The organism is Bacillus sp. FJAT-50079, assembly GCF_018343515.1.
GTDB lineage: Bacteria > Bacillota > Bacilli > Bacillales > Bacillaceae_C > Lederbergia.
In genome coordinates, this window is record NZ_JAGYPD010000010.1 from 1 (window position 1) to 21,890 (window position 21,890).

The 21,890-nt window shown below is 39.5% G+C and carries 29 protein-coding genes; 13 read left to right on the forward strand and 16 right to left on the reverse strand.

Annotation, left to right across the window (positions count from 1 at the left end):
- From KHA95_RS21520 to KHA95_RS21550, 7 genes are all read right to left on the reverse strand, one after another.
- Window positions 1-812 (reverse strand): transposase (locus tag KHA95_RS21520; RefSeq protein WP_213136950.1); only part of this gene is annotated, 812 nt, incomplete at its 3' end.
- Between the two features lie 415 nt (window positions 813-1,227).
- On the reverse strand, window positions 1,228-1,977 hold the full coding sequence (locus KHA95_RS21525) for a YjbA family protein (protein ID WP_213139633.1): 750 nt from the start codon (window positions 1,975-1,977) through the stop codon (window positions 1,228-1,230).
- A gap of 57 nt (window positions 1,978-2,034) precedes the next feature.
- On the reverse strand, window positions 2,035-2,253 hold the full coding sequence (locus KHA95_RS21530; protein WP_213139634.1) for a YuzI family membrane protein: 219 nt from the start codon (window positions 2,251-2,253) through the stop codon (window positions 2,035-2,037).
- A 106-nt stretch (window positions 2,254-2,359) separates the two neighbouring features.
- On the reverse strand, window positions 2,360-3,142 hold the full coding sequence (locus tag KHA95_RS21535; RefSeq protein ID WP_213139635.1) for a DUF2268 domain-containing putative Zn-dependent protease: 783 nt from the start codon (window positions 3,140-3,142) through the stop codon (window positions 2,360-2,362).
- A 157-nt stretch (window positions 3,143-3,299) separates the two neighbouring features.
- The gene (gene fabF / locus KHA95_RS21540; protein ID WP_213139636.1) at window positions 3,300-4,535 is read right to left on the reverse strand and encodes a beta-ketoacyl-ACP synthase II; all 1,236 of its coding nucleotides are present in this window, start codon (window positions 4,533-4,535) and stop codon (window positions 3,300-3,302) included.
- A 47-nt stretch (window positions 4,536-4,582) separates the two neighbouring features.
- On the reverse strand, window positions 4,583-5,515 hold the full coding sequence (locus KHA95_RS21545) for a beta-ketoacyl-ACP synthase III (RefSeq protein WP_213139637.1): 933 nt from the start codon (window positions 5,513-5,515) through the stop codon (window positions 4,583-4,585).
- Window positions 5,516-5,675: 160 nt separating this feature from the next.
- Window positions 5,676-6,233 (reverse strand): hypothetical protein, encoded by a 558-nt coding sequence (locus KHA95_RS21550; protein WP_213139638.1) that lies wholly within the window; start codon window positions 6,231-6,233, stop codon window positions 5,676-5,678.
- A 164-nt stretch (window positions 6,234-6,397) separates the two neighbouring features.
- Between KHA95_RS21550 and KHA95_RS21555 the strand changes: the two genes are divergently transcribed.
- Window positions 6,398-6,580, forward strand: a complete 183-nt coding sequence (locus KHA95_RS21555; RefSeq protein ID WP_213139639.1) for a YjzD family protein — start codon at window positions 6,398-6,400, stop codon at window positions 6,578-6,580.
- Between the two features lie 26 nt (window positions 6,581-6,606).
- On the opposite strand, the gene clpB is transcribed toward KHA95_RS21555, so the two are convergent.
- From clpB to yjfP, 3 genes are all read right to left on the reverse strand, one after another.
- The gene (gene clpB / locus KHA95_RS21560) at window positions 6,607-9,213 is read right to left on the reverse strand and encodes an ATP-dependent chaperone ClpB (RefSeq protein ID WP_213139640.1); all 2,607 of its coding nucleotides are present in this window, start codon (window positions 9,211-9,213) and stop codon (window positions 6,607-6,609) included.
- A 94-nt stretch (window positions 9,214-9,307) separates the two neighbouring features.
- On the reverse strand, window positions 9,308-9,616 hold the full coding sequence (locus tag KHA95_RS21565; RefSeq protein WP_213139641.1) for a metal-sulfur cluster assembly factor: 309 nt from the start codon (window positions 9,614-9,616) through the stop codon (window positions 9,308-9,310).
- A gap of 82 nt (window positions 9,617-9,698) precedes the next feature.
- Window positions 9,699-10,457 carry an esterase gene (gene yjfP, locus KHA95_RS21570; protein ID WP_213139642.1) on the reverse strand — a complete coding sequence of 253 codons (759 nt, stop codon included), beginning with the start codon at window positions 10,455-10,457 and terminating at the stop codon, window positions 9,699-9,701.
- A 171-nt stretch (window positions 10,458-10,628) separates the two neighbouring features.
- Here yjfP and KHA95_RS21575 point away from each other — a divergent pair, with 171 nt between their 5' ends.
- The gene (locus KHA95_RS21575) at window positions 10,629-10,775 is read left to right on the forward strand and encodes a competence protein (protein ID WP_213139643.1); all 147 of its coding nucleotides are present in this window, start codon (window positions 10,629-10,631) and stop codon (window positions 10,773-10,775) included.
- Window positions 10,775-10,978, forward strand: a complete 204-nt coding sequence (locus KHA95_RS21580) for a DUF3813 domain-containing protein (protein ID WP_213139644.1) — start codon at window positions 10,775-10,777, stop codon at window positions 10,976-10,978. The genes KHA95_RS21575 and KHA95_RS21580 overlap by 1 nt, the downstream gene beginning before the upstream one ends.
- A 37-nt stretch (window positions 10,979-11,015) precedes the next feature.
- On the opposite strand, the gene KHA95_RS21585 is transcribed toward KHA95_RS21580, so the two are convergent.
- Window positions 11,016-11,876: a YitT family protein gene (locus KHA95_RS21585; RefSeq protein WP_213139645.1), complete on the reverse strand. Its 861-nt coding sequence runs from the start codon at window positions 11,874-11,876 to the stop codon at window positions 11,016-11,018.
- Between the two features lie 188 nt (window positions 11,877-12,064).
- Here KHA95_RS21585 and KHA95_RS21590 point away from each other — a divergent pair, with 188 nt between their 5' ends.
- The 4 genes from KHA95_RS21590 to KHA95_RS21605 all read left to right on the forward strand — a co-directional run bounded on the left by KHA95_RS21590 (window position 12,065) and on the right by KHA95_RS21605 (window position 14,656).
- A complete protein-coding gene (locus tag KHA95_RS21590) occupies window positions 12,065-12,925 on the forward strand; it encodes a DegV family protein (protein ID WP_213139646.1) in 861 nt (286 codons plus the stop codon).
- A gap of 56 nt (window positions 12,926-12,981) precedes the next feature.
- Complete coding sequence (locus tag KHA95_RS21595; RefSeq protein WP_213139647.1) at window positions 12,982-13,116, forward strand: DUF3941 domain-containing protein; 135 nt, start codon at window positions 12,982-12,984, stop codon at window positions 13,114-13,116.
- Between the two features lie 97 nt (window positions 13,117-13,213).
- On the forward strand, window positions 13,214-13,705 hold the full coding sequence (locus tag KHA95_RS21600; protein WP_213139648.1) for a YajQ family cyclic di-GMP-binding protein: 492 nt from the start codon (window positions 13,214-13,216) through the stop codon (window positions 13,703-13,705).
- A gap of 84 nt (window positions 13,706-13,789) precedes the next feature.
- The gene (locus tag KHA95_RS21605) at window positions 13,790-14,656 is read left to right on the forward strand and encodes an SDR family oxidoreductase (RefSeq protein ID WP_213139649.1); all 867 of its coding nucleotides are present in this window, start codon (window positions 13,790-13,792) and stop codon (window positions 14,654-14,656) included.
- Between the two features lie 94 nt (window positions 14,657-14,750).
- Here KHA95_RS21605 and KHA95_RS21610 read toward each other — a convergent pair whose 3' ends face one another.
- The 5 genes from KHA95_RS21610 to KHA95_RS21630 form a co-directional block, all read right to left on the reverse strand.
- Window positions 14,751-15,077 (reverse strand): hypothetical protein, encoded by a 327-nt coding sequence (locus KHA95_RS21610; protein ID WP_213139650.1) that lies wholly within the window; start codon window positions 15,075-15,077, stop codon window positions 14,751-14,753.
- A gap of 248 nt (window positions 15,078-15,325) precedes the next feature.
- Entirely contained in the window at window positions 15,326-16,807 is a 1,482-nt protein-coding gene (locus KHA95_RS21615) for an alpha-amylase family glycosyl hydrolase (protein WP_213139651.1), read from the reverse strand.
- 347 nt (window positions 16,808-17,154) lie between these two features.
- Entirely contained in the window at window positions 17,155-17,526 is a 372-nt protein-coding gene (locus KHA95_RS21620) for a YisL family protein (protein WP_213139652.1), read from the reverse strand.
- An 86-nt stretch (window positions 17,527-17,612) separates the two neighbouring features.
- Complete coding sequence (locus KHA95_RS21625; RefSeq protein ID WP_213139653.1) at window positions 17,613-18,503, reverse strand: fumarylacetoacetate hydrolase family protein; 891 nt, start codon at window positions 18,501-18,503, stop codon at window positions 17,613-17,615.
- 5 nt (window positions 18,504-18,508) lie between these two features.
- Complete coding sequence (locus KHA95_RS21630) at window positions 18,509-19,681, reverse strand: DUF418 domain-containing protein (RefSeq protein ID WP_213139654.1); 1,173 nt, start codon at window positions 19,679-19,681, stop codon at window positions 18,509-18,511.
- A gap of 125 nt (window positions 19,682-19,806) precedes the next feature.
- Here KHA95_RS21630 and KHA95_RS21635 point away from each other — a divergent pair, with 125 nt between their 5' ends.
- The 6 genes from KHA95_RS21635 to KHA95_RS21660 are packed head-to-tail and all read left to right on the forward strand — an operon-like array spanning window position 19,807 to window position 21,693.
- Window positions 19,807-20,028 (forward strand): spore germination protein, encoded by a 222-nt coding sequence (locus KHA95_RS21635; protein WP_213139655.1) that lies wholly within the window; start codon window positions 19,807-19,809, stop codon window positions 20,026-20,028.
- 11 nt (window positions 20,029-20,039) lie between these two features.
- Window positions 20,040-20,255 carry a spore germination protein GerPB gene (locus tag KHA95_RS21640; protein ID WP_213139656.1) on the forward strand — a complete coding sequence of 72 codons (216 nt, stop codon included), beginning with the start codon at window positions 20,040-20,042 and terminating at the stop codon, window positions 20,253-20,255.
- A gap of 33 nt (window positions 20,256-20,288) precedes the next feature.
- Window positions 20,289-20,906, forward strand: a complete 618-nt coding sequence (gene gerPC, locus KHA95_RS21645; RefSeq protein ID WP_249317185.1) for a spore germination protein GerPC — start codon at window positions 20,289-20,291, stop codon at window positions 20,904-20,906.
- Entirely contained in the window at window positions 20,896-21,072 is a 177-nt protein-coding gene (locus tag KHA95_RS21650) for a spore gernimation protein GerPD (protein WP_213139658.1), read from the forward strand. The genes gerPC and KHA95_RS21650 overlap by 11 nt, the downstream gene beginning before the upstream one ends.
- Before the next feature lie 4 nt (window positions 21,073-21,076).
- Window positions 21,077-21,469 (forward strand): spore germination protein GerPE, encoded by a 393-nt coding sequence (locus tag KHA95_RS21655; RefSeq protein ID WP_213139659.1) that lies wholly within the window; start codon window positions 21,077-21,079, stop codon window positions 21,467-21,469.
- 5 nt (window positions 21,470-21,474) lie between these two features.
- Window positions 21,475-21,693 carry a spore germination protein gene (locus KHA95_RS21660; protein WP_213139660.1) on the forward strand — a complete coding sequence of 73 codons (219 nt, stop codon included), beginning with the start codon at window positions 21,475-21,477 and terminating at the stop codon, window positions 21,691-21,693.
- Window positions 21,694-21,890 lie beyond the last annotated feature (197 nt).

The window sequence follows — 21,890 nt, forward strand, 5'->3', positions numbered from 1 at the left end:
ACGATTGGACGTCCTACCTGGTCGATGATTTTCTGGACTAGCGGTTCAAGCATATTACTATCGTGAACATTTCCTGGAGTGACGATGTTTGCGAGTACAAATCCCTTCTCGTCCGTAGCAGCGTGAAAAGAATAGGCAAATTGCTTTGTCCGTTCATCCTTAACGTAATAACCACTCTCAGGGTCCGTTGTCGATTCTTTAATCTCCTTGTACTCTTCTGTTTCAAACTTTTCCGGTGGGAATGGTTTCTTCCCGTTCTTTTCACGATCAAGGTTGAGCTCCTCCTGGAGCCTCTTCTCATAAGCTCGCGTCTCTTTACGAACAACCTTCTTCTCGAACTTTCTCTTATTCGCACTCGCTTTAACATGGGTCGAATCAATGAAGACATGATCTGGGCTGAGAAGCCCACGATTTGTCACTTCGTTTAGAACTTTATAGAAAATCTGCTCGAACAGATCAGTATCTGCAAATCGACGGACATAGTTTTTCCCAAACGTGGAGAAGTGAGGAACCTCGGTATGAAAGCCAAAGCCTAGAAACCAGCGATATGCCACGTTCGTTTCAATTTCCTTGATTGTCTGGCGCATGGAGCGGATGCCGAAGGTATACTGAATGAATGTCATCTTGATCAGCACTACAGGATCTATGCTGGGTCTACCGATGGTCGAGTAAAGATCTTCAACTAATGGATAGATGAAGGAGAAATCAATAGCCGCATCTAGTTTGCGAACTAGATGATTTTGAGGAACCAACTGCTCTATGGTCAGCATTTCCAACTGTTCGCGCTCATTGATTTGATTCTTCGTCATCATATCCATCACCTCCTATTTTTAATAAGAAATACCGTTGATTGGAGCGTAGGGCGGCGACTCCTGCGGGAACAGCGCGAGCTGAAGACCCTGGACTGAGCACAGCGAGGGAAGCGGCTGAAGCCGTGCCCGCGGAACGCGTCCGCCCGAAGCGGAAATCAACTTTCCTAGGTTACCACTATTTTAAAAGAAAAAAGACCGTAGGCAAACACCTAAATTTCTGTGTTTGTCTACAGTCTGAGACGATTTATAGAATCGTCTTTTTTCAATCTTTTAATGTTGATTTTTAGCGGAAAGCACGAAGGCTCACCGAAATGCTACGAATTTCCTTCAAGCGGTGAAGGAAAACATATTTAACGTCCTAGCTTGCCACTCGCCCCGCGGAAAGCGAAGTGCCTGGAGCGGAAATCAACAGTTTTCAATTTACCTTTGGATTGCATTCACTTTCCCACATTTTCTCAAAAAACGGCTGCCCCTTTATTAAATTTTCACATAATGTCATATGTTTTTCATTCCAACCTAGCTTCACTTCTTCATACAAACAGGTCCAAATCTCTTCAAACTCCATTTTTTGAATATCATGATATTTATGCGGACTCCATTCTGTATACCAATAACGAATTTCCGGTGTACTTTTTGAATGATACAGCTGTTCAAGCGCCATAAACATTAATTGCTTTAATTGCCGCTCTCTCCTCGTTAACCCGAACATTAATTCAGGTGCAGGTGATAGAATATTATGCTCCTTTTTAGCTACCTCTTGATTATATTTGTATTTTTCAGGCTTATTATTTGCGATCATCTCATATGCCAGCTGCTCTTGCCTTGGAATAAGTCTGCTTTTTCTTAACGGAATCGAATAGCCAATCGTATCAACTGCTAGTATTCCCATGCCATCTGTCACAACGAAACAGTATTCCAATTGAATTCGTTCATGGTTTTTCCGTAAATATGCTTTTTTATGAATATCACTTAATAATGCTTCTGGCAATTCAGCCAAGTGGTTTTCAATATAATCAAAAAGATCAGGCTCAACGATTAATAAAGGTACTTGATCAAGTAGCTCTATTACATCTTCCCCTCTTCGCCACTCATGAAAATGGCAAACACTGTATCCGTTCTCTTCGCCTTCAAACCAATTTACCCAAACATCATGAAGATATAGCATTCCGAACCCCTCGCTTCATAACTATTTGTCAATCAGTATAGGCAGCTCTTAATAAAATTATTCCTCGTATCCATTTTCACTAGGTATATATAGGGAAATCGTAATAACCAACAGTCCAAATGGTAATAAATAGCATTCCGGTCGACGAGCGATATATAATAAAAAATCGATATATGAGTGTCCTGCTGCCAATAAATTTAAATATGCAATCGTACTTACTCCTCCTGCGACAGCTAGTCCGAAACCAATAAGAAATACGATTGTTCGAAACATCATTAGATCACCACACGCCCACTCTTTTTTGTTCAGCTACTATTCATTACTATGTCGGATATTTTATAGATAGTCGTCATCAATAGAAAAACCTTCCGATTTGGAAGGCTTATTCGTCTAAAAAGTGATTATTTACGAGCAATTTTTCCGCTTGAATATCAAATGACTCTTTTATTGATAGAGAGTTATTTCTCAAATAGCCATCGACCAATTTGCCACCAATCGCATAGCCCATCATTCTCGGGATCCTTCTTCGCCCAAGCAATAGATCATCATGTAACACGCTCTCTCTATTTGCTGCTACATTTGGCTCGTATATGTGTTTCCAATAATATTTCAGCATTTCACTAGAAAAATCGTTCTCCCATCTTGCTGTAAATTTCTTACCACAATATAAAAGCACTGCATGTTCTGCCAATCCTTCAATCATTAACGAATCAAGCAATGTATACTCGGATATTTCCTTTTTCTGTTTCGCCATCCTCGCCGCATGATGATATTCGTGAATGAATAATGCTTCCCACCCTTTCTCATCTTTTTCATCTGTTAAAAATAAAAAAATTTTATTTTTATATGCAAGCCCGGATCGGCCTTTTAGGCGCTCCCGAAAAAAAGATTGATGTAGATCAATGGGAAAAATATAAATATCTACTTCTGGTCCACTCCACTTTTTCTTGTATAAACGATAAAAACGATCAACTTTATTCCAAACATCCTGCTCTTTCAATTTTTTAACTACATCCCTTGTTTGTTCTGATGGCTCATACATCCCAAACCGTTTTACGTAATAGTAAAAACTTCGGCTATCAACTTCTGGTACTGCAAGTTCACAAAGCTTGAATGGATTAGTAAAATGCTCCTCAAGCCACTCATCGGTTTTTATGATTCCCATAAGCGCACCTCCTTTACTTATGATATTTACATTTGGAAACTTGGTGTGCGTAAAATATGAAATAAAGGAAAACACTTGCAATTGGAAAGTTAAGTGAATTTGAAAAACCACAGTCAAAAAATGACTGTGGTTCATTCGATATGATCGCCTTGAACAATTATTCATATTTTTTAAATGCAAGTGTTGCGTTATGACCGCCAAAGCCAAGTGAATTACTTAAAGCAGTTTTTACATCCGCCTTACGTGCTTCGTTTGGAACATAATCAAGATCACATTCAGGATCAGGTGTTTCAATATTCATTGTCGGTGGTAAAATTCCTTCTTTAAGCGCTAGACAAGTAAATATCGCTTCAACTCCACCGGCAGCGCCAAGTAAATGGCCTGTCATTGATTTTGTCGAGCTTATGGCTAACTTATAAGCATGATCACCAAATACTTCTTTCACTGCCATCGTTTCATACTTATCATTATAAGGAGTACTTGTACCATGTGCATTAATATAATCAATGTCCTCAGGTGCAAGTCCACCATCGTTGATCGCCATTTTCATTGCACGAGCGCCGCCTTCACCACCAGGGGCTGGAGCCGTAATATGATAAGCATCACCCGTCGCACCATAACCAACAATTTCGGCATAAATATGTGCACCGCGATTTAACGCATGCTCAAGTTCCTCAAGAACAATAATTCCTGCCCCTTCCCCAATAACGAAACCGTCACGATTTAAATCAAATGGGCGGCTCGCTGTTTTTGGATCTGGATTTGTTGATAATGCTGTGTTTGCACAAAACCCTGCTACGGACATTCGTGTAATTGGCGCTTCTGCTCCCCCAGCGATCATCGCTTGCGCATCTCCACGCTGAATGACTTTAAATGCATCACCAATTGAATTTGTTCCCGTTGCACATGCAGTTACTGTACAAGAGTTCACACCTTTCGCTCCTAAATAGATGGAAACTTGTCCAGCCGCCATATCAGGAATCATCATTGGAACGAAAAACGGACTAACGCGGCGATATCCTCTTTTTTGGAACGTCTCGAATTGATTTTCCAACGTTTCAAGTCCACCAATTCCTGAACCGATCCATACACCAACATCGGTTGCATTCGATTCATCGATTGTCAGTTTTGAATCCTCAACCGCCATCATTGCGGCTGCAAGCGCATAATGGGTAAAACGGTCCATCTTTCTTGCTTCTTTTCGTTCAACGTATTTTTCAATATCAAAATCTTTTACTTCCGCCGCTACTTTTGCCGGATATTGTTCAGCATCAAGTCTTGTAAGCGGACCAATACCTGATTGTCCAGCAATAATATTTTTCCATGTTGTTGCGGCATCATTTCCTAACGGTGATACCGCACCAATACCTGTTACTACAACTCTTTTTTTCATTTTTACCATCTCCTTCTATTCCGATCAAGAAGATTAACTTCTACTTTTTAGCGACCCCATTTTAATGTAATGGCTCCCCATGTAAGACCGCCGCCAAATCCAACCATTACTATTATATCATCATCTTTAATTTTTCCAGCTTCTAATTCTTCAGCTAAAGCCATTGGAATCGAAGCGGATGATGTGTTTCCATATTTTCGAATCGATTTTGACATTTTTTCTTCAGGTAAATCAAGGCGCTGTCTTGCCGATTCCATAATTCTAATATTCGCTTGATGAGGAATTAAGTAGTCAACATCGTCTTTTGTTAATCCAGCCTTTTCAAGCACGTTAATTGATGACTCTCCCATTTGTCTAACGGCAAATTTAAACACTTCGCGTCCATTCATCATAATGTATTCGTCTTGATATAGATGTTTTCCTCCTGTCCCATCTGCACCAAGCTCAAATGACAAGATGCCGCGTCCCTCGGAAACGGGCGCTAAAACAGCCGCACCAGCACCATCACCAAAGAGCACCGCTGTGTTACGATCCTTCCAATCAGTAATTCCTGATAATTTCTCAGCTCCAACGACGAGAATATATTTTGCCGTTTCACTTTCAATAAATTGCTTCGCTGTTGCCATCCCATACATGAAGCCGGCACATGCAGCACTTACATCCATAGCTGAAGCCTTCACACATCCAAGTCTTTCTTGGAGAATACATGCAACAGTCGGAAACGGGCGGTCAGGTGTAACTGTTGCGACAAGAATCATATCGATTTCTTCTGGGCTAATTCCTGCATCCGCGATCGCAAGCTTCGCTGCTTCATAGGCCATATCTGACGTCGATTCATCATCAGACGCGATCCTTCTCTCTTCAATTCCTGTCATTGTTCTGATCCATTCATCAGATGTATCCATAATTTTCTCTAAATCTTTATTCGTTAACACTTTTTCAGGTGCGTATTTACCTACTCCGATAATTCCGGCATTCATCGTAACAATCCCTACTTTCCCTTACATCACTTTGTCATCACATATTAAGACTTGGTACTAATTATAACACCAAGCATAATAACATATCAACGTATAATTTTGGGAGTTTTTTTCACCAGCTACTCTTTCATTTTTTATCTATTCTTCATCGATTTGTCAATCATCTACTCTTTCCAAAGAAATATTGTTCAAATTGATCTACTTCCGGTAGAGATGTTTGTAAAGCTTCTATCTTCTTTTCATAATTCAACGTATGATTCGTTATAAAATATTCAATGATATTAGCATGCTGTTTCAACTGCTCTTTCATCATTTCTATTTTTTCATACATCGCTTGCCCACTTCGATCCATCGCAGTCGGTTGTAGAAAAATAAATAATGTGTCATCACATCGGTTAGTCTGATAAAACATTTCGACTAAGCGAATCAATTGTATTTGAAGTCGATCATCTCCTTTTTCATAATAATCAATTAGAGGAATAATCACATAGTTAATCGGTATCGAATCAAATCGTTCCATTTCACCTTCATTTTCATCATTGTACAGTGTTAATGTGAGGTTGGCATTTCTACCTATCAACATCCATTGCTCTACATGTCTTTCCGTTTGCCACATTTCATGATCAAGCGCATCAACGAGCAAGCCTTGATCAAGAAGTTGAACGCATGCTTTGAAACCAATCGGCTGTCTTGCGGCAAATACAATCGCTTTTTTCATGATGGATCCTCCTTAATATTTCCTATCACCATCTTATGTAAAAAAAACATAAGCTTTCCTGCTTTGCTTCTTTATCATTTTTAGGAACTATGGTATTATTGATTGGTCGAGATACTCGTGAAAATAACTACATAGATATCTTTCTTGGAATTGAGGTGGATAGAATGAAATTTGTTTGGACTTTTATTTGGGGATTCGCTCTTACTCATATGCTTGCATACGTAGCAAATTCAATGCTTGGTACTCCATATGAGTTTGGAACCGCATCAATATTAGCAATTGGAGCAATTATTTTGATTTGTTTAGTTGCTACTTTAGCTCCAGCACCACCATCAGAACAGCAATAAAAAAACTCGCATATGAGCGAGTTTTTTTATTTTCTTATATTGATTTTTAATTGGTCATCCTCCACATTAACAACGATCGTATCGTATGGATGAACATGTCCAGCAATGATTTCCTTTGCGACCAATGTTTCAATCTTGCTTTGTAAAAAGCGTTTTAACGGTCTAGCCCCATAAACAGGATCATAAGCGGCTTCGGCGATAAATTCTTTTGCCTTTTTCGTGATCTCCAACTGAATATATTGTTCATTCAGTCTCGCTTGTAATTCCCCTGCTAATTTCGAAACGATCCCAGCAATGTTTGCTAAACTTAACGGTTTAAATAAAATTATATCATCAACCCGATTTAAAAATTCCGGTCGGAACGATCCGCGCAATTGACCGAGAACAAGCTCTTTCGTCTTTTCGTCAATCATCTCTTCATCTTGTTCACGCTCTAATAAATAAGCTGAACCGATATTGGACGTCATTATAATAACCGTATTTTTAAAATCAATCCGCCTTCCTTGAGAATCAGTAATCCTTCCATCATCAAGCACTTGCAATAAAATATTAAATACTTCGGGGTGAGCTTTTTCGATTTCATCAAGTAAAATAACCGAATATGGCTTCCTTCGTACAGCTTCGGTTAATTGCCCGCCTTCTTCATAGCCGACATATCCTGGGGGCGCTCCAATTAACCTTGAGACAGCATGCTTTTCCATGTATTCCGACATATCGATGCGAATCATTTGTTCCTCACTATCAAACAATGTTGCAGCTAGCGCTTTTGCTAACTCGGTTTTCCCCACACCTGTGGGACCAAGGAAAATGAAAGAACCGATCGGACGATTCGGATCTTTAATGCCTGCTCGCGCACGTAAAACCGCATTGCTCACAAGCTCCACCGCCTCGTCTTGACCAATCACTCGCTCATGTAATATACTTTCTAACCGCAATAATTTTTCTCGTTCCCCTTCCACAAGCTTCATAACGGGGATCCCTGTCCATCTTGACACAATATCAGCAATCTCTTCCTCGGTTACTTCTTCCTTTACTAAGCGATTTTCATCCTCTTGTTTCATCGCCAATTGTTCTTCAAGCTCTTTCAATTCTTTTTCAAGCGCGGGAATTCGCCCATGACGGAGCTCGGCGGCACGGTTTAAATCATACTCGCTTTCTGCATCTTCTAGCTCACGCCGGAGCTTATCTAATTGCTCACGTTTTTCCTGGAGATGCATAATTTCATCTTTTTCGGTCTGCCATTTCGCCTTCATTTGATGTGCTTTTTCTTTAAATTCGGCTAACTCCCTTTGTAAAAGCTGAAGTCTTTCCTTGCTTGCTTCATCTTCTTCCTTTTGCAATGCCGCCTCTTCTATTTCCAATTGCATGACTCGTCTTGTTACTTCGTCGAGCTCACTTGGCATCGAATCAATTTCAACACGAATATTTGCACATGCTTCATCAATTAAATCAATCGCTTTATCAGGCAAAAAACGATCGGTAATATAGCGATCTGAAAGAGTGGCAGCAGCAACAAGGGCACGATCATGAATATTTACACCGTGATGAATCTCGAACCGTTCTTTTAATCCCCGTAAAATTGAAATCGTATCTTCAACCGTTGGTTCTGGAACGAGCACCTTTTGAAATCTTCGTTCTAACGCTGGATCTTTTTCAATATACAGCCGATATTCATCAAGTGTTGTGGCACCGATACAATGAAGCTCACCTCTTGCAAGCATTGGCTTCAACATATTCCCAGCATCCATCGAGCCTTCTGCTTTTCCCGCACCAACAATCGTATGAATTTCATCGATAAACAACAAAATTTTTCCTTCACTGCTCTTGATCTCATGGAGTACAGCTTTTAATCTTTCTTCAAATTCCCCTCTGAATTTAGCACCGGCAATGAGCGCTCCCATATCAAGTGAGAATACGGTTTTATCTTTTAAGCCTTCCGGCACATCTCGTCTGACGATTCGTTGCGCTAGCCCTTCAACAATCGCCGTTTTCCCGACACCCGGTTCACCGATTAGCACGGGATTATTTTTTGTTTTTCTCGATAAAATTCGAATCACATTTCGAATTTCATTGTCGCGGCCAATGACGGGATCAATTTTCCCTGCCTTTACTTCTGCAACTAAATCTCTGCCATATTTCTTTAGCGCCTCATATGTAGCTTCTGGATTTTGAGATTCCACACGCTGTCCTCCTCTCATTTGTTCAATTTCCGCTTGCAAAGCTTGCTTCGTCACCCCTTGCCTTTGTAGAAATAAGAAAAGCTCATTATTTTTAAGTTCCATTAATGCAAGAATAAAATGTTCGATTGAAAGATATTCGTCCGTAAAATCTGCCTTTACTTGTTCCGCCTTTTGCAGGACATGCTGTAATTCTGAGTTTATATATTGTCCGCCTTTTATCCCTTTTCCAGTCACTTGTGGTAGCTTGTTTATAAGTCGATCAATTTCTAATTGTAAGCTGCTGCGCGGCACACCCGCTCGTTCATATAAATTGGTTAATAAGCTATCGCTTTTTTCTGAGAAAGCTTTCCAAAGATGAGTGATTGTTATTTCCGGATGGTTAAGACGGACAGCCGTTTGTTGAGCTTCTGCAAATGCTTCTTGAACAGTCGTAGTCATTTTACTTAAATCCATACTTTTTTATCCACTCCTTCAATGTAAAAATAGCGGAAGCTCGTAAAGAGCATTCCGCTATATTTTTCCCCATCTAACATTGGTCAAACAGATATTAAGAAATGCCGAGCGCAATTTTGGCATAGCGGGACATTTTATCTTTTGTCCACGGTGGGCTCCAAACGATATCAACCTCAGTTTCCTTCACTTCAGGAATATCTGCTAATGCAGCTTGCACTTGATCAACAATCACTCCTGCAAGCGGACAACCCATCGATGTGAGCGTCATCGTAACGGTCGCCTTACCATCTTCATCTAAGTCCACTTCATAAACAAGACCAAGATTAACTATATCAATACCAAGCTCAGGGTCAATGACTTGTTCCAGAGCACCAAGTATATTTTCTTTCATTGCTTCATCCATCAATCAACACTCCTTCCAAATAATCCGTCTACCTCTATCATACCAAACCTACTGGAAAAACAAACTAAAAAGTGTTTATTCATTAGAGATGCTGATCAAACCAATCAATTGTTTGTAAAAATGCTTCTCTGCTCACTTTATGATCCGCTTGTTCATCAACAATAAAACGAATATGCGCGGGATTTTGATCTTTTATTTCTTCGTAAAATTCATATGTAGGCTGAAATGGAACAATAGGATCCTTTTTTCCATGCCAAAATAAAATTGGTCGATTAGCGACTGCTTCTTTTTGTTGAGTAAGATCATATTTCTTTAAATGTGCATACATTTCCTCTAGTTTCTCATCGGAAAAAGGAATGTTCACCCCAGTATTTTTTAATTGTGAAATTTGCAGGCGGGCAAACTGTTCATAAGCGGGACAGCCCATTAAACTAACAGCAACCTTTATCCATGGATATTGAGTTAAAGCACCAAAAGTGACGATTCCTCCCATTGAAGTGCCCACCAGTCCAATTCGGTCACGATCGACAAGCCCTTTCGCTATGTATTCGTCCTTTATCTGTGCTAGCTCCGCAATCGTTTGTATAACAATATCCCAAAATTGATAGGTCATTTCATTTAGAGCAAGCCCATGATTTCGTTCACCATGCAAATTAGCTTCAGGCAATAATACGCGAAAACCTTTTTCAGCTAGTAAATAAGCGTAATGGAGATTATGCTCCTTTGCAGAGGTAAATCCATGGATAAATATAACAAGTGGAAGTGATTCCTGCCTTTTCGTTGCTTTAACGATATGTAGAAGCGGTATTTTATCTACTTGTTCGTGATGAATCTCAATCAATGATCTTCTCCCCTTTTCCAACCATTTCCTATTATTTAAGTTTATCATTCATTATTTGAATTTCCAAAGAAATTGGCAATACTTTCTCGGGTCACTGAAGCAATCGTTGTGCACAATATATGTTGAAAGCAGCAAGCGTTTCTCTCTAATTTCATAAAGGCGGTGTTGGATTTGAGCAAAAGGAGCAAGTCTAAGCGCTTCATCCATCAAGGAAAAAATGCAGTAGAGCTACATGCTGAACGTTTTCCGTACCGATCGACTTTAGCAGAGGCAGAAGAGAAGAAAATCACGGACCCTACGCTGGGAGGAATTGAATAATGGGAAAAGATCAACTTTTTCAAGAAGCAAGACATTTCGTAGAACTGGCCCAGACACTTGCTTCTGAAAATAACGATCCTCATGAACAGGCAAAAGCACTAGCAGTCGCAAAAAATGCCGTTTCATCAGCTTTTGCCAATTCAACTTTCGCACAACAGCGGCAGCTTCGTGAGTTTCAAGATACGCTTGATCGCCTTCAATGATATAAAGCGAAAGCGCCTCTCGATATGCGCTTTCGCTTTATTCTTTTCGGAAAAAGCCAAATACATCGGTCGTTTGAACAATATTTGTAAAAGCATGTGGATCAATTTCCTTAATAATATGTTCTAATTCGAATAATTCATAGCGGGTAATGACGATGATCATCATTTCCTTCTCCTCATTTGAAAAAGCCCCTTTTGCTGGTACGACCGTAATTCCTCGTACCATGCGAGCATGGATTGCTTCTTTTAATTCCGAGGTTTTCTTCGTAATGATCATCGCTGTTAATTTTTGATGACGCGTATGAATCGTATCAATTACCCGCGTTGTCACATATAACGAAATCAATGTATATAATGCCTTATCCCATCCATAAATCGCTCCTGCCGAAATAATGATAATTGCATTTATGAGAAAAAAATACGTCCCGACTGATTTATTCAGCATACGCGATAGGACCATCGCGATAATATCTAACCCTCCTGTCGAAGCACCAACCTTTAACGTAATCCCTATTCCCACCGCTGTAATGACTCCCCCAAATACCGCATAAAGCATAATATCTGCGGAATCGCTTTGAATCGGGATAATTTCCAAAAACAGAGAAATGAAGATGACCGAGATGAAACTATACAATGTAAATGCCTTTCCTACTTTTTTCCATGCTAAAATAATAACTGGAATATTAAAGACAAATAGTAAGATCCCTGTGGAAACATGAAAAGTGGTAAAATCATCGACGATATTGGCAACTAATTGAGCCGCTCCCGTTAAACCACTCGCATATACGTTTGCTGGAATTAAAAAATAATTTAGCCCAATCGCAGTTAATAATGCGCCAAGGATAATAACAACCGTTATTTTTACATGTTCCCAAATCGAAAACTGCTGACTCCTCATACATTCCCTCCTCATCGTTAAGTTTTTAAAAATCCAAAAACAACTTTATCGTTCTCTGACCTTTATGCTCTATTTAAAAACATCTATATTAGTTTTTCACATAATTCATCATTGTAAACACGGTTCATATTGTACTTTTCCTATAAAGCCAGTACACTTAAGAAAAGTGCAACGGAAAGGTGAGATATATGACAATTAAATTGTTTGCTGATAGTGCGGCCGACTTACCATTATCTTATTTTCAAGAAAATAATGTTCAACTAATTCCCCTGCAAGTACATATTGACGATCAAGAATATAGAGATCTAGAAACGATTAAGCCAATAGATTTGTACACTCAAATTCGCAATGGAAAAATGCCGAAGACATCACAAGCTTCACCACAGCTTTTACAAGAACTTTTTACAGATTTGGCCAAATCCGGACAGCCCGGCATTTATATCCCTTTGTCATCTGAGTTATCAGGTACGTATCAGACAGCTATGATGGTTAGTGAGCAAGTAAAGGAAGAATATCCAGATCTCGATTTAACGATCATTGATGGGAAATGTATTTCTCTTGGCCTCGGATTAGTCGTCCAATCAGCAGTCGAGTTAATTAAAAACGGTGCTTCAAAAGAGGAAATCATTCGAACTTTACAATCTCAATGCGATCATATGGAACATTTATTTACAGTAGAGGATTTGGATTTCCTAGCAAGAGGTGGCCGCCTCTCAAAAGCATCGGCTTTTCTCGGCGGGTTATTAAATATCAAACCACTTCTTCACGTGGAAAATGGAAAACTCGTTCCGATTGAAAAGATTCGCGGCAAGAAAAAATTAATCAAGCGAATGATCGATCTTATGGAAGAACGCGGTGTTGATTTGGAAAATCAGCGGATTGGAATTAGCCATGGGGATGATGAAGAAACAGCTTTATTAGTCAAAAAGATGATTGAAGAACGATTTGGAACGAAGAAATTTTATATTAATTTAATCGGTGCAGTCGTTGCATCACATGCTGGACCTGGCACCCTCGCCCTCTTCTTTTTAAATGAACAAGCAAAATGATTTCTTTCCATTCTGGTTATACTAATTTCTAAGCCTCTTTGGAAAGGAGCATTTACATGCGTTATAATACCTCAGACAACGACAAAAAAGCTCGGGATAATCAGGCAGCACATGAAGTGAAAAATAGCGTGCGTGAAAAAAATCGCAAAGCTGGAAAACATCAATATTCAAAGAAAACAGGTCATCTTTAAATGCTTTCGCCCCAAAGCTTATTCAACAGCTTCGGGGCTTTGTTTTTATAAACAAAATTGTCTATAATGAAGAAAAAGCCGGGGGTGGAGGAAAGAGATGGCAAAGGAAAATTCATTTGATATTGTTTCAAAAGTAGATCTATCAGAAGTAACAAATGCAATTAGTATCGCCATGAAAGAAATTAAAACACGTTATGATTTTAAAGGGAGTTCTAGCGATATTACCCTAGAAAACGGTGAGCTTGTACTCATCAGCGACGATGAGTTTAAACTTTCTCAATTAAAGGATGTATTAATAAGCAAGCTCATTAAACGCAATGTCCCTGTGAAAAACCTTGATTATGGCAAGCTTGAAAATGCCTTTAGCGGAAATGTTCGCCAAAGGGCGAAGCTAGTGCAAGGAATTGACAAGGAGAACGCCAAAAAAATTAATGCGATCATTAAAAACAGCGGGTTAAAAGTAAAGAGCCAAGTCCAGGATGAACAAGTGCGAGTAACAGGGAAAAACAGAGACGATCTTCAGCAGGTAATTAGTGCGATTCGAGCAGCGGACTTATCGATCGATGTGCAATTCGTCAATTATAGATAAAAGAATAAATTATGAAGCAGACGGGTATATCAAACATATGCCCGTCTTTTTTATGGAGTTTATTATTATAGGAGTGATCAAAAGATGAAGCAACAGCAGCAAAAACAAACATTACCAAAGCAAAAGCAAGATCATCAGCCAGGCGTTGAAACAGAGATGAATCCCGAGCCTAAATCGGTAAATCCTGCTTATCAAGGAAGTGGAAAACTCGCTGAAAAAGTAGCGATTATTACAGGTGGGGATAGTGGAATCGGCAAGTCGGTCGCGCTTTATTTTGCAAAAGAAGGCGCGGATGTCGCGATCTGCTATTTAGAAGAAGACCAAGATGCTGAAACAACAAAGCAGCTAATTGAAAAGGAAGGCAGAAAATGCCTTTTAATTAGAGGAGATATCGGGCAAGAAGCACATTGTAAAAACATCGTAGATCAAGTCATTGCTACCTTTGGCAAAATTGATGTGCTCGTGAATAATGCAGCAGAGCAGCACCCACAACCAAGTCTTTCACATATTACGGAAGCACAATTAGAAAAAACATTCCGTACAAATATTTATTCTTATTTCTTTTTAACGAAAGCTGTGCTGCCTCATCTGAAAGCTGGCAGCACGATCGTTAATACAGCATCAATCACTGCCTACGAAGGTAATCCAACTTTAATTGATTATTCCGCTACAAAAGGAGCGATTGTATCGTTTACTAGAGCATTATCAAATTCACTCGCTAAAACAGGAATTCGTGTGAACGGAGTGGCACCAGGTCCGATTTGGACACCATTAATCCCTTCCACCTTCACCGCCGAACAAGTGAGTACCTTTGGTTCAAGCCAACCGATGCAACGTCCAGGTCAGCCATATGAACTTGCCCCCGCTTACGTCTATCTTGCATCTGCTGACTCAAGCTACGTCTCGGGGCAAATCATCCACGTCAACGGCGGAGAAGTTGTTAACGGGTAGAGATTAAATAAAGCGAATGGAGAAAACTGAGCCGTTTTTCTCCATTCGCTTTAGTAACTTTACTAGGTTGAGCGATTGCTAACCGCGAGAACAGCTACTCATCAGGTTTACGAGCTGCTTCAAACAAGATACAACCCACTGTTCTGGATTTACGAGCCACTTCGAACAAGATACAAGCCACTTTCTCAGATTTACGAGCCACTTCGAACAAGATACTAGCCACTGTTCTGGATTTACGAGCCACTTCGAACAAGATACTAGCCACTGTTCTGGATTTACGAGCCATTTCGAACAAGATACAAGCCACTTTCCCAGATTTACGAGCCACTTCGAACAAAATACAAGCCACTTTCCCAGATTTACGAGCCACTTCGAACAAGATACAAGCCACTTTCCCAGATTTACGAGCCATTTCGAACAAGATACAAGCCACTCCTAATTAATTAGGGGTATCAAAAATCCGACTCATTCTTCGTGAGGAACTAGATTTATTTTTAAGCTGATGTTCAAGATATCTCCGTCTAGTATGCTTCAATAAAAAATGAACGAAGCAACGAGTATCGCGAGAATATGCTCGACCAGTGTATTTAACAAATAGGTAAAATTGAAAAGGCTGTCCAAGAAAGTCCGTTCTTTTGACTTTTGGACAGCCCCCGTGTTTAACAACCATTACGAAACTTGTTTTTTTCCACGTTTCCAAGCAATATATAAGAATAAAGCAAAGGCAATAAAAATGAAAAAGATCGAGAGGATAAATGGAATATTGTAGCCGCTTTTTGGAACTACTTTATATATTTCTGATGTTTCTCTCCCAACAAAAATATTAAACTCTCCTGTGTCGGTACGTACCATATCTGTTCCGATTAAACCACGTAACTCTTTATCTTCTTCAAACTGATCGACAGGAATGGAAACCGATTGGTCTTTCGTCGTGTTATTAATAGCGACAACAACCGTTTCTCCTTCGTATTCACGTGTAAAAATGGTCATCCCATTGTTTTCGTATAATACTTCCATCGTTCCTCTCGTTAACGCTTTTTGTTCTTGACGCACTTCTCCTAGCCTCACAATAAAATCGATTAATTCCTGATCGGCCCGAAAACCCATTAATGAACGGTTTTCCGGTTCCATTCCACCATCCACCGCTAATTCGGATGCATAGTAGATAACTGGAATTTCTGGTTGTGTGTACATATACGTTAACGCCAGCTTCCAGCGAGGGCCAGGATATTCGTTTGCGTTCACCATATCACGTGTAAATCTTTCCATATAACGATCATCGAAAAATGCAGATAACTGCCCAAGATCACGAACCGTCGCTTTACTTTCGTTCACAACCTCAAAAATAGGCTGTAATGATTGATCAGGCTGTGCAAATGCTTGTCTCAGTGGTGCGTTTAGTTTAGTATCCATAAAATTATCAATGCCGGCTTCTAGATAATTTGATATCTCTTCATATGATACGGTTGTGCCTGATGCAGAAATATAAAAATTAGGATCAGCCGCTTTTATTCCCGTTACAAAATTTTCTACAAAAGATAATGGTACATCCGTCATGTCATGTAAAAAATAACCATCTAGCTCTGTTTCCTTTTGCCACCATAAAGCCGCTTCAATTAAATATTGCTGTACTTCTTTATTAGTGAGTGCGAGATAAGGAGCTTCCCCTTCATATTGAAGCCACTCCTTTTTATCAGGACCCGTCGTCCATGGATGTTCTTTCCCGACTTGATGAATAGGGAATTCCAGGATTAATTTCATACCACGAGAATGCATTTCATTTATAAGCTTTTTCAATTCTTCAATTGTGCCAAAATGTTCCTCTGTTTGGTAATAATCGATAACCCATTCACCATGATATCCGCCTTCCCCATTGTCAAAAATCGGTGATAATTGAATGGCTGTGAAGCCCATATCTTGCAAATAATCTAATTTATTAATAATCCCTTGAAAGTCTCCCCCATTAAAACTATATGGGTCCTGCATATTAACATCAAAATCATTTTCTTCGTTTCCATTATTAAATCGATCAACGATTAATGAATAAATAATTTCATCTTTCCATACCCGCTCGTCCTTTTCGTTTGCAGCAACAGAAAAGCTAAAAAGCAGGGTTCCAATACATGTGAGTGCAATGATTTTTTTAAACAACGATGTCAACCTCCTAACAACGATTATTCGAAATATAAAGACATTTCTTCTAAACTAAAAAAACCGCTCAAAAGCGGCTTCTATTTACTGCACCTCGACGTAATTGCGTCCAAATCATTTCGAGCTCATACCCGCAGGATGCGGGTATGCAGCCGTTGCCGCTGGACGCGGCGAACTAGGTTGCCTTCCTAAGCTCCTCTAATAATTTGTGACATTCGCCAGAGGCTTAACTTGAATCAGCAAATCTTTATGTACTATAAGCGAAGCGTCAGGTACAGGAAGTTTGAATTCCCTTTGATTTCATCCGCCGCTTTTAGAAAGAGGAAACTCTGCTGATTCGAGTTAACTTATTTGATCCACCACCAACCGAGTGGAAGCTTAACACCTAAGAAAAACGTGACAATTAAAGCAATGAGAAAGATAGCCCAAAAAACTCCGGTCTTCTTTCCTTTCCCCATACGTACCAAAATCATTTCCATCATTGCAATGACGACGAGCCCGCCGAGAAACTTAATCCCATATAACGCTGGATCTCCACCACTGAATTTTACAAATAAAATAATTCCCGTTGCCATGATTAATAAATAAAACAATCGTAAGATCATTTGAACGATCTTTGTCGCTTTTTTATTGCCGCTTTTGTGTAAAATAAGTGCAACAACAAATAAAATGAGCGCAATCACCCATGTCGAAATATGGGCATGTGTGTTTTCAAACATCCTAACATTCCTCCTTTTATAAAACGTTTAATGCCATTGTCTCTTATCTTATCATAATTTGTTTTCATATTAGGAATGGTAGCCCTTCATTTCACAATATTGTTCAATTTCCCGATTTTTTCAATCTCAATCTCAATTTCGTCACCTTTTTGGAGAAAACGTGGCGGCTTAAAACCTTTTCCTACACCTGCTGGCGTTCCAGTAGCAATTATATCACCTGGCTCTAGTGTCATTCCTCTAGAAAGGACAGAGATGATTTCTTCAATCGGAAAAATAAAATGCTCCGTATTCGATTGTTGACGAATTTCCCCATTTACTTTCGTCGTAATCGATAACTTTCCTGGTTCTGGTAATTCCTCTTTATGAACGATCCAAGGACCAATCGGGCATGACGTATCCAAGCTCTTACCGATGAAAAATTGTTTATGCCGCTGCTGCAAATCCCTTGCCGTAATATCATTAATAATGGTGTAGCCAAAAACAAAGTCCAATGCTTTATCACGAGCAATATTTCTTCCCTTTTTCCCAATCACGAGGGCGAGCTCCCCTTCATAATCAAGCTCTGAAGTGAGCTTTTCATGACGTTCGATGGACTGAAGATGTCCAGTTACAGTCGTAGGAGCCTTTGTAAAGACCATGACATGCTCAGGAATATCAGCTTCACTTCCCATTTCAATCGCATGATCACGATAATTTTTCCCGACACACATAATATTCTTTCTCGGTCTTGTAAGCGGAGCTAACCAAGTAAGCTCATCAAACGATAAGAAATATTGTTCAGTTTCGCTCGCTTTACGATAAAGCTCTTTAACAAGCTTAGCACTATCCTCGCCGCCCTCAATCATTTCTTGAAGCGATGCAGGATAGTCGATTTGTTGATCTTTTGCAAACTGCACGATATCCCATACACCCAGTCTTGCTTCGTCTACGATTCCATATTTTTCGTTTTCATCCACCATAAAACTCATAAACTTCATTATGATCACCCCTGTTTCATTTTTCCATATGTCATCCATCGCCATAATTTTTCAATCGGCCCTTGCCGAAACTTCGAGAGCCAAATTTCAGCTAAGATCACTTGAATAATGTAAATAGCAATCGCGAGCCATGTAGCCACTGCCATCGATACTTGACCATACAACCCAAACCCATAGCTATAAAAAATAAGCGTCCCAATGATTGATTGTGTGATGTAGATAGTTAACGACATTCTTCCAGCAGATGCAACCGGCTTCAATAGTTTCGCAACAATTTTGCTATTCATCAGTAATATAATAATCGCAATATAACTGAAACCAAGAATTGGACCTCCAATCATATCTTGCACATATTGAATCGTAATCGAAGGTTTTATATAGAAGGGAAGCATTTTTACCGCGAGTCCAATCGGCAATGTGCAAAGCAAAATTAAAACCCATTTCAATTTTTGCTGATTTGCCCGTCTAAGCCATTGAAGTTTTGCCGCCCCTGCTCCGATTAGCATTAAAGGCAAAATAATAAAGATGAGTAATAAAATCCCATCTATTCCAACATTTAAAGACCAGTCTAAAAACCTTTGCCTCGTTATTTCTAAAAAACTACCTGTCGCATACGTGTCAGCTGATATTTGCAAACCCGCAACATCGGTAAAATCAGCAAGTGTTCCATCGCCAATATAAGAATAGGCGATAAATAATGTGCCAATGAAAACCTGCGGGAGGAAGTAAAGAAGAAAACCTGTCCAAAGAAGAGCCCGTCCCGACATTTTTAAAAATAATAAAAGCAGTAACCCAACGAGAGCGTATGTCATCAATATATCACCGTACCAAATCAAAAAGGCATGGATGATTCCAAAAAGCAATAAAACAATCAATCTTCTAATGCTTATCTTCCAAAACGACACATCTTTAACCGCAGCTCGTTCTTGCATGATGACCATTCCATAGCCAAACATCATCGCAAAGATTGGATAAAAGCTCCCTTGTACGAAAATATCAATCCATGAATATACGGTTAAATCACTGTATTTAAACCATTCATATGGATTGTAATAACTAAATGGAGTATGAAAACTAATCATATTTACAAGTAAAATTCCAAGTAGCGAGATGCCCCTCAACACATCAAGTGATTGGATTCTTTGATTGGAACGAATCGGTTCCATTGTAACACGCATATGTATTTCCTCCTGAAGCCTCTTTTTCTACACCTTCTCATTGTAACTTCTGGGCGACTTTATCACAAATTCTTTTTCCTCTCATAAAATATGATAGTAGAGCTTAAGAAAGGATGTGAACGGTTATGCCTGGATTTGTCGGTGCCGTTCAAATAATTAACGTTAGTTCGGCGGCCGTATTTCATATTGGGGATGTTTTTCTAATTAATCCTTTCAGTAACTCAAAAACCTACGCGGGAGCGGGATCTTTCATAACCGGCGAAGATATTACCGTTACAAATGAAATTTCATCGACGAATACGTATGACAATGATGCCGTTGATCAACCGTTGCTTCTAAATCTTTAGGAGGGTTGGCAATGATTATTAATGTTCAACAATCCATCCATATTCATATGATAAAAATCGGGGGGATTTCAAACTCCTCCGTTTTTCAAATTGGCACATCAGGGATGATTACACCAGCCTCCTATTTATATAATACTGGAGAATTCCAAACTGCTGCCCCCGAAGCTTTAAAAATCGGGCAAGAAACGCAAGAGGAACTGGCAGAGACAAGTTTTGTTCCGCTGTAATGCAAAAGCAGGTCGTATAGGAAAGGCGGTGATATGGTGGATGTTCAGTATTGTATACAGCAGCTCTATGAATATGTAAACCAACAACATTATGAACTAGCAAAGCTACGGAAAGAAGTAGATCGTTTAGAAAATGAAGTAAAGAAATTAAAAGATAAACCTGGGATCACAGTGGAAAGACTTGAATATAAATTTGACCAACTAAAAGTCGAAACATTGGAAGGTACATTGAATATTGGTTTAAATCCTGCTGATTTGAAACAGATTGAAGACGTAGCCATTCCTACTCCTTCACAGCCACCATCTCCCGTCAAATTTAATGAGGAGCAAAAGGAAATACTGACAAGCCGTCTGAATGATTATATTGAAAATGATGTAAAATCAGTGATTCACGAAACGGAGAAACAAACGGGGATAAAGCTTGCTCCTCAACATATTGCAATGATTCAAGATGATATTCGCAAACAATTGCCTACACGCACCGAACATTATATTCAATTTTTTAGTCATCAAAAAGACAAAGACAGATCTGAGGAACAGCTTGGCGAAAGATTATATCGAACGATTGTAGCAGATATCGATCAAGCTGTCCGTGCCTTTATTATACAAACAGCAAATAATGAGAAAGGAAAGGGATACAATGGAACTTAATGTTGTCAATCGAGAACTTTGTGTTGGTGAAGTGAAAATTACCGGTGTAACAACTTCATCATTGTTTTTAATTGGGGATGCCAATTCAATCCAGCTCGCTTCGACTTTTGACACCCCACCCGAATCATTAATTATCGGACCATTTTTACCGCTTGCAAAAGGGTAGGATCATGCAAATTCGCAGCAGTCACGTCAAAGATATTCGGGTCAAATCAATGTTGCTCGGAGCGGTGATGGAAGTAGGCGACTCTGTACATTTATCAGCACATAGCAATGTAATCGCAATTCAAAGAGAGAAAGAAATTTTTTATGGAAATGAGGGGAATTTCCAAGAAATCCCTCTTTTCACCGAACCAATCCCGCTTCCAACTCCGCCATTTATGCCTCCCATCATTCATAAGGTCAATGAAATACCGAATATTACTGTTAACTGTATATCCATTATAGGGATATCAGCATCAGCCATCTTTCATATTGGCAACACTGATCATGTATCGCTAGAATCAAGGATATGGCATCAACGACAACTCGAAGAAAGAACTAATTCAGTGCATAAGGAGTGATAAAAATGCCGGCTTTTACCGGTCCAGTGCAAATTTTTAATGTTGGTGGTGGAAGTGTTCAATTTGGTGATACAGCTGTCGTTTCTCCAAAGACGAGCACAAAATCCACATCGGGATCAGGCTCACTTAGCACGGGCGGTTTCGTCTTTATCATCGACGGACTTAGCTTCAATGCAACAATCGACTCACAATTGCTCGATCAACCGATCGTTGGCAATAATTAATCTCAAGAAAACCGGTATCGTATATCGATAGCCGGTTTTTTTGAGGATGATTTAACTCGAATAATGGAATCTCCCATTTCTATAAGCTGTGGGATGAAAATCAGTAGGAGGTTTGAACACCTTACTGATCCTCCGGCGGATATTACAGATTTTTAGAGGAGCCTTTAGAATGAGCTCACGCCGAGACGTAATTCACA